Raw genomic sequence first — 7763 nt, forward strand, 5'->3', positions numbered from 1 at the left:
AACGGTCCGCGCCCGCATCCGGGCTTGGACCATCCTGCCGCAGAGGTAGCGCGTACTCATGTCTGGGCGTAACGATGTCTGATCGATTCATCATCGCATTGGCGCAGACCAACCCAACGGTTGGCGCGGTTGCCGCCAATGCGGATTTGATCCGGCAGGCGCGCACCGAGGCTGCCGCCCAGGGGGCAGACCTTGTTGTGTTCTCTGAACTCAATCTCAGCGGTTATCCGCCCGAAGACTTGGTGCTGCGGGGCTCTTTTCTTGATGCCATTGAATCCGCTGCCCACGATCTTGCCCAAGAAACATCTGATGGTGGTCCTGCGCTGATCATCGGGGCGCCATGGCGTGTTGATGGGGCTTGCTACAACGCGGCTTTGATTCTCGACGCTGGCGAAATCAAAGGCGTGCGTCTGAAGCATCATTTGCCCAACTATGGCGTGTTTGATGAAAAGCGGGTTTTTGCCTCTGGCCCGCCGTCCGGGCCGGTGGTCGTGCGCGGTGTCCGTTTGGGGGTGCTGGTCTGCGAAGACATGTGGTTCGAGGACGTGACTGAAACGCTGGCTGAAACCGGTGCAGAAATGCTGGTGGTGATCAATGGGTCACCCTTCGAGTTGGATAAGAACGATGTGCGTCTCAGTCATGCCGTGGCCCGTGTCTCGGAAACAGACTTGCCCCTGGTCTACGTGAACCAGATCGGCGGTCAGGATGACCTTGCCTTCGATGGTGGTTCCTTTGTTCTCAATGACGACCGTAGTTTGGCGACTCAATGTCCCTGGTGGACCACTGCTCTCACTTTAACCGAATGGACGCGCGTGGACGGCGCTTGGCACTGTAAGCCCGGCAATATTTCTCCCGCACTCGACCGGCTTGAGAACATCTATCAAGCCATGGTGCTGAGTTTGCGCGACTACATTGCCAAAAACAGGTTCCCAGGTGTTGTCCTTGGGCTGTCCGGTGGGATTGATAGTGCCTTAAGCGCTGTCGTAGCTGCTGACGCTCTGGGGCCAGACAAAGTACACTGCGTGATGATGCCGTCGCCTTATACGTCGCAGGACAGTCTGGATGATGCGGCAGAGCTGGCTAAGAATTTGAGCGTGAAACTGGATACCATTGGGATCGGCGAAGCCATGTCTGCGTTTGGGGGTATGCTCGCTGCAAGTTTCACCGGCACCTCAGTCGATACCACGGAAGAAAATATTCAGTCGCGTATTCGCGGTCTAACGCTGATGGCGCTGTCCAATAAATTTGGCAAGATGGTGCTGTCGACGGGCAATAAGTCAGAGGTCAGTGTCGGCTATGCCACCCTCTATGGCGATATGTGCGGCGGTTATAACGTTCTCAAAGACGTCTATAAAACCACCGTCTTTGCCCTCAGCCGGTGGCGTAATGAGAATGTGCCCAGTGGAGCTTTGGCCGCCGCCGGGGCCATAATGCCGGAACGCATCATCACCAAGCCGCCAACAGCCGAGTTGCGGCCCGATCAAAAAGACGAAGACTCTTTGCCGCCCTATGATGATCTTGATGCTATTCTCAAAGGCTTGATTGAAAACGCGCGCAGTGTGTCTGAGGTCATTGCCGCAGGCTTTGATGAAGCCACCGTGCGCCGGGTTCATCGCTTGCTCCGGATCGCCGAGTACAAGCGCCGTCAGGCATCGCCGGGCGTTAAAATCAGTCACCTTGCCTTTGGCCGGGATCACCGCTACCCCATCACCAATGCCTTTGACGGCGATGCACCGAAAAGAAATACACCATGAGTTCAGTTGTTCGTTTTGCTCCTAGCCCCACCGGTCGCCTTCACGTTGGCAATGCGCGTCTTGCGTTGATCAACTGGCTTTATGCCCGCTCAACCGGCGGCGAATTCATCCTCCGTTTTGACGATACGGACGCTACGCGCAGCAAGGAAGAATATGTCGAGGGCATTCGCACGGATCTGACCTGGCTGGGTCTGACCTGGGATCGCGAAGAACGTCAGTCTGTCCGCATGGACCGGTATGAAGCCGCAGCGGAGACCCTGAAAAAAATTGGCCGTCTGTATCCGTGCTATGAAAATGCAGACGAGTTGGAATTTAAGCGCAAGCGCCTGCGTGCCCAGCATAAAGCGCCGATTTATGATCGCGCCGCCTTGGCCCTCACGGCCGAAGACGTTGCAAAGCTGGAAGCCGAAGGGCGCAAACCCCACTGGCGGTTCAAGTTGAACCAGGCCGATGTTACCTGGAACGATCTGGTGCGTGGCGAGACCACCTACAACACGGTCAATGTCAGCGATCCGGTTGTCATTCGCGAAGATGGCACGTTCTTATATCTGCTGCCGTCGGTGGTCGATGATCTGGACCATGGCGTAACCCACATCATTCGGGGGGAAGATCACGTCACCAACGGCGCAGTCCAATTGGAGATGATGGATGCCGTGTCGCCGGGGGCCTCTGTTGTGTTTGCCCACGTGCCGTTGTTGACAGGCGCAAGCGGCGAGGGGTTGTCCAAGCGCGCGGGATCATTGGGCTTGGAAGATATACGTAATCAGCACCTTGAAGCTATTGCCGTGTCCAGTTTGCTGGCGCGTCTTGGCAGTGCCGATGCCGTTGAAGTCTACGCCGACCTGCCCGCCATGATCGCCGACTTTGATATCGGGCGCTTCAGCCGCGCCACGCCAAAGTTCGATGCGCACGATCTGGAATTTCTCAATGCCAAGGTCTTGCATCAAATGCCCTACGATCAAGCCAAAGACAGGTTGGCAGATCTGGTCAACGATGCTGCGGTGCTGGCCGAAAAGGGTGAAGCCTTCTGGCTGGCCGTGCGTGGCAACCTGAAACTGTTTAATGAAGCGGCAGGCTGGTGGTCTGTCTGTTTTGCGCCTGTCGCCCCGTCCATTGAAGACACAACCTTTATGGAGCAGGCGGCGGCGTTGTTGCCGGAAGAACCTTGGAACGAAGACACCTGGAGCCAGTGGACCGGGGCCGTCAAAGACGCTACAGGCCGTAAGGGCAAGGGGTTGTTCCTGCCGTTGCGTCTGGCGCTGACCGGCCTTGACCATGGCCCGGAACTGAAACTCCTGCTGCCGCTCATTGGCCGGGAGCGCGCGTTAAAACGCAGTCAGGGCGAAACGGCTTAAATCGCCGGGGCAGGAGTCACCATGTCAGGAACCGATACCAGTAAGCCCACGTTTGCCGTGCCCGGAACCCCAGGTAATCCCGCCATCATTCTTGTCCAGCCCCAATTGGCCGAGAACATCGGGATGTCGGCACGGGCCATGTACAACTGCGGTCTGACAGACATGCGCCTGGTGGCCCCCAAACAGGACTGGCTGTCTGAAAAGGCCAAGGGGGCCTCGTCGGGTGCGGCCATTGTGCTGGAAAATGCCAAGCGCTACGACACCACAGAAGAGGCCATTGCGGACCTTGAGTTCATCGCGGCCACCACGGCCCGTCCGCGCGACATGATCAAGACCGTCTGGACGCCCAATCATGCAGCAGGCGAATTGTCCAAGCGTGCGGCAGGGGGTAACAACATTGGTATTCTGTTCGGGCGGGAAAAATCAGGCCTGACCAACCATGATATTGGATTGGCCGATGTGATCATCGAAGCGCCGCTCAATCCGTCGTATTCGTCGCTGAATTTGGCCCAGGCTGTTCTTGTGGTCGGCTACGAATGGTTCCAGGCCACCCAGCACAGCGAAGCAGAAACGCTGCCCTACGGCATCACCCGTCCGGCCACCAAAGATGAACTCAACTTGCTCTTTGAGCACCTTGAGTATGAATTGGACACCTGCGGCTTCCTCCATGTAATCGAGAAGCGCCCGAGTATGGTGCTCAACATCCGGGCGCTATTTCAGCGCGCTGGATTGAGCGAGCAGGAGGTCAAAACCCTGCATGGCATCGTCACGGAACTGCGTTATGGCAGGCGGGATGAACTGCACAAACGCAGCGACTGGAAAAAGAAAGATCAGAGTCCAGAGTCTGAGCCTTAAACCGCTGCTGTCCCTTTACGCCTGTAATCTAACGATAATTCTGTTGTTCGCGCGCGTGCTCGTTGGTGTTAAGCGCTGTTACTCTGCGTCAGTTCCGCGATCCAGAACGGCGTCACGCATACTCCCGACGGCTCCCATAACCTGGCCAAGTAAATCATCGGGCACTCTTAATTCTTCAAGCGTGCTTTGGAGATGATGGGCGACGGCATCAAAATGCACATCGGACAAACCATGGCTATGCACCAGATCCTTGTGGGCGCGCCGCATGTAAGACAGTGTCCCCTTAGAGGTGCCGTTCAGCACAGTGGTCAGGAAAAGTTTCTGTTTGCGATTTTGGCTTTCCATATCGGTGTTGGCGAAAAATGGACTCACCACATCATCAGCCATGATTTTTTGTAAAAAATATCTACAGCTGCATTTACGGCAGATTCGCCGCCAATTTGTTCTAATAACGTTGCCATCTATGTTTTTCCTACTTTTTTTGGGGCTCTGTTTGCTTTTCGTGCCCTGCCGGTATGACCCTACTTCGAGTGGCAGAATATGACTTTTGTCAAAAAACTGTCACATAAGTGCCTCACTTGCTTTAAAACGGAGGAAATTCCGTCCTTAGGCTCTGCCTCTGGCCATCCCTAGCTTTGGCTCCAAACAATTGACTTCCGGGCGCTTTTCCCTTAAATCCGGCCCCTCATTCTCGGGAATGTGGGTGGTGCATAACCCCGCTCTTTGGCGGCCTGATGGGTCGGGTGGAGAGACTACCGGGACAAAAACAGTGAAAAAACAAGGCGTTACATAATGACAAACCGTATTTCTTCGAAGTACAAGATCGATCGCCGTTTGGGGGTTAATCTTTGGGGACGCGCAAAAAGCCCCATCAATAAAAGAGACTATGGCCCGGGCCAGCATGGCCAGCGCCGCCGTAAACCGTCTGACTTCGGCATCCAGTTGATGGCCAAGCAGAAGCTCAAAGGTTACTACGGCAATATCTCCGAGAAACAATTCCTGCGTTACTATAAGGAAGCTGTGCGCCGCGCAGGCGATACATCCGAAAACCTCATCGGCATTTTGGAATGCCGTTTGGATGCCGTGATCTATCGTATGAAATTTGTTCCCACTGTGTTTTCTGCACGGCAAGTGGTGTCACACGGTCACATCAAAGTGAACGGCGTTAAAGTTACCATCCCGTCTTACATGGTGAAGGTTGGGGATGTGATTGAACTGCGCGACAAAGCCAAGAGCATGGGGCTGATCCTTGATGCCATGGACTCCCCTGAGCGTGATATGCCCGATTATATTGAGGTCGATCACAACCAGGGCCGCGGTGCGATGACCCGCATTCCTCAATTGGCCGATGTGCCATACCCAGTTCAAATGGAACCAAATCTAGTCGTCGAATTTTACTCGCGCTAAATCACGCGCGGACTCGGCGCAAGCATCACGTCGAATTTCACTCGCGTTTATTGAGAACAAATTCTGTTGGCGGCCGTCACCGCCGTCAGAGTTTTAAAAAGGCCCTGCGTGCGGGGCCTTTTTGTTATTTCTATACGATTAACATACTGGTTTTTCTTAGTATTAGGCGACAAACTTATCATATGCATCCACGAGTGTTGCAAATGTCGACTCTTCCCAAATCATGCTTTGTTTCTCTCCGGCCCATGGCGGGCTCGCACCTATTGGGATGCCAAGTTGTCTCTCCGATACAAAATTAGCACCAAAAGTTTTTGGTGCCGCAACATCTGTCACTATGTATGGCTTATTCGAAAAGACAGCCATTGTGCCTGTGCCTCCGCTTGCAATAAAGTTCATTTTAGCTTGTCCATAGAGTGCCATTCTGAGGCGCTGATCAAAACATGCGGGCAAAAAGACATTCCAATTGTATTTTTTATATTCTGCCTTGGAGCAGGCGTCTTCAAAATCAGGAACGACCAATACTTCGTGGTCTTTCTCTATCAAGTAATTATAAAACTTATACCATTCTTTGAGGTTTATATTCCGGTCTGGGGCGTAATGGCTGTATCGCAGATTTAAGGTTATGAAATCGTGCCCTGCCATTTGCTCAATTAAGTGTTGAGCATGACTCGGAGCTTCTAAAACTTTCGGGCATTTACCATGTTTCTCGTATAAGCTGACGAGATCTTTCATGTTTATAGGGTATCGCAGTCTGTCGGCCTCAAAATTCTCGTAACTCTGAGGTAAGTGATAATTTTCAGCATTTACTTTGACATCTGAATTCAAAAGGGTTGTCGCGGTAATTGTCGGAAGGAGCCAACACGAATCCAATATCACATTTTTCACTCGCCAGTCTTTTTCTTGTCGCCCAATCGCTAAGTCCTTGTCGGTTTTACTCCTATACTCATTTGCCTTAATCGTAATAAACATTTCGTCAGCACCATAAATCTGCCTAGTTGACTCGCACCAAGCTAAGTATGTTGTGAAGTCATGAGTAATTGGGGCAAACTTCAAATCATAGATCACATTGAGTATTTTTTTTGGCATGCCTTACTCATGTTAAGTCAGGAGTGTGATTGTCCAAGTACTTAGATTGGAAACAAACCATAGTCACGATGTAATTCATATTTTATCAACCTCATGCCACTTCAATGATCTCAGAAGTTGTGAAAATGATCATATCATAGCCAAGGGGGTCGAGTGCCCTTCATGTAACCGACACCGAATGCGACTATATCCGAAGACCGTGGACGAATACTGAAAAGAGTTAAATGCAATGACAAGTGCAGAAAAATTCTGGGATAAGACTGCGGTCAAGTATTCAAAGTCGCCCATCAAAAACATGGACGCTTACAACCAAACTCTTGATCTTACCCGAACGTACTTAACTCAAGAGAGCTCTGTTTTGGAAATCGGTTGTGGGACAGGGGGCACGGCTTTGCTTTTGGCCGGCAGCGTAAAGCACATCACGGCCAGTGATATTTCAGCCAACATGATCAACATCGCGAAGTCCAAGGCCGGGGATGCGGGTAAAGCTAATGTCACTTTTCTACAGGGTGACGTTTTTATGGAGTCTTTGCTGCCAGAATCTTTCGATGCTGTCCTGGCGTTTAATCTTTTACACTTGGTGGAAGACCTTCCGGAAACTCTACAGCGCATCCGAATCTTGCTGCGCCCTGGTGGCCGGTTTATTTCAAAGTCTGCCTGTGTCGCCCAGCAGTCTCGTCTTTGGGGGGTGCCGATTTTCCTTGCCCGTACGCTTGGGGTCATTCCTCCCATTAATATGCTGACCTTCGATACATTGGAGCAGGCGATCTCTGATGCACAGTTTCAAATCACAGAAGCCAAAGTCTTCGAAGGGTCGTCCATGAGCCGCTTCATCGTTGCTGAGAAGCTGTAGGAGCATTCATCCCTCTTGAGAGGGAGCTAAGGCATACCGCCGACAAAGCCGCTGACGTCTTCACGCCGGATGAGGGTGAGTTTAACGCCTGTATGCCGGCACCCCGGTCGAGGGCAACCCAGATGCGTCTGCACCTCATCAAGGCGAATATCGCGATGATCCACTTTCAGCAGAAGCTGCACGGGGCTTTGCAACCAGGTATGAAGGCATTTCATGCAGGTTGATTCTATAATCACTGAGTCATCTAAATCCCGCAGCACGGTATCTTCAAGCCAGCTCACCAGAAATCCTCCGCGGATGGAATCCGGTTGTAGGCAATTTTACCGCCAGCATAGCCGCCGGGCGGTGGGGTCCATGGCCCAAGCGTCACCACGCGTTTGCCGAACTTCCGGTTTAAAGCATCAATAGCGGTGCTGAGAGTTTCGCAGCGCTGCCGTTCTTCATCGTCGTTTT

8 protein-coding genes are annotated in these 7763 nt (G+C 52.6%); 5 read left to right on the forward strand and 3 right to left on the reverse strand.

The features are described from left to right. Positions 1-74 precede the first annotated feature (74 nt). The 3 genes from RIC29_18515 to RIC29_18525 are packed head-to-tail and all read left to right on the forward strand — an operon-like array spanning position 75 to position 3964. A complete protein-coding gene (locus RIC29_18515) occupies positions 75-1754 on the forward strand; it encodes an NAD+ synthase (protein MEQ8736921.1) in 1680 nt (559 codons plus the stop codon). Further along, positions 1751-3109 (forward strand): glutamate--tRNA ligase, encoded by a 1359-nt coding sequence (gltX, locus tag RIC29_18520; GenBank protein MEQ8736922.1) that lies wholly within the window; start codon positions 1751-1753, stop codon positions 3107-3109. The genes RIC29_18515 and gltX overlap by 4 nt, the downstream gene beginning before the upstream one ends. 21 nt (positions 3110-3130) lie before the next feature. After that, the gene (locus tag RIC29_18525) at positions 3131-3964 is read left to right on the forward strand and encodes an RNA methyltransferase (GenBank protein ID MEQ8736923.1); all 834 of its coding nucleotides are present in this window, start codon (positions 3131-3133) and stop codon (positions 3962-3964) included. Between the two features lie 78 nt (positions 3965-4042). On the opposite strand, the gene RIC29_18530 is transcribed toward RIC29_18525, so the two are convergent. Beyond that, on the reverse strand, positions 4043-4504 hold the full coding sequence (locus RIC29_18530) for a group 1 truncated hemoglobin (GenBank protein ID MEQ8736924.1): 462 nt from the start codon (positions 4502-4504) through the stop codon (positions 4043-4045). Between the two features lie 252 nt (positions 4505-4756). On the opposite strand from RIC29_18530, the gene rpsD reads away from it, so the two are divergent. After that, a complete protein-coding gene (rpsD, locus tag RIC29_18535; GenBank protein ID MEQ8736925.1) occupies positions 4757-5371 on the forward strand; it encodes a 30S ribosomal protein S4 in 615 nt (204 codons plus the stop codon). A 162-nt stretch (positions 5372-5533) separates the two neighbouring features. Here rpsD and RIC29_18540 read toward each other — a convergent pair whose 3' ends face one another. After that, complete coding sequence (locus RIC29_18540) at positions 5534-6457, reverse strand: hypothetical protein (protein ID MEQ8736926.1); 924 nt, start codon at positions 6455-6457, stop codon at positions 5534-5536. Between the two features lie 229 nt (positions 6458-6686). Here RIC29_18540 and RIC29_18545 point away from each other — a divergent pair, with 229 nt between their 5' ends. Then, the gene (locus RIC29_18545; GenBank protein MEQ8736927.1) at positions 6687-7310 is read left to right on the forward strand and encodes a class I SAM-dependent methyltransferase; all 624 of its coding nucleotides are present in this window, start codon (positions 6687-6689) and stop codon (positions 7308-7310) included. Between the two features lie 26 nt (positions 7311-7336). On the opposite strand, the gene RIC29_18550 is transcribed toward RIC29_18545, so the two are convergent. Continuing rightward, the gene (locus RIC29_18550) at positions 7337-7591 is read right to left on the reverse strand and encodes a hypothetical protein (GenBank protein ID MEQ8736928.1); all 255 of its coding nucleotides are present in this window, start codon (positions 7589-7591) and stop codon (positions 7337-7339) included. Positions 7592-7763 lie beyond the last annotated feature (172 nt).

The organism is Rhodospirillaceae bacterium (assembly GCA_040219235.1).
In the GTDB taxonomy this organism is placed as follows: domain Bacteria; phylum Pseudomonadota; class Alphaproteobacteria; order Rhodospirillales; family Rhodospirillaceae; genus WLXB01.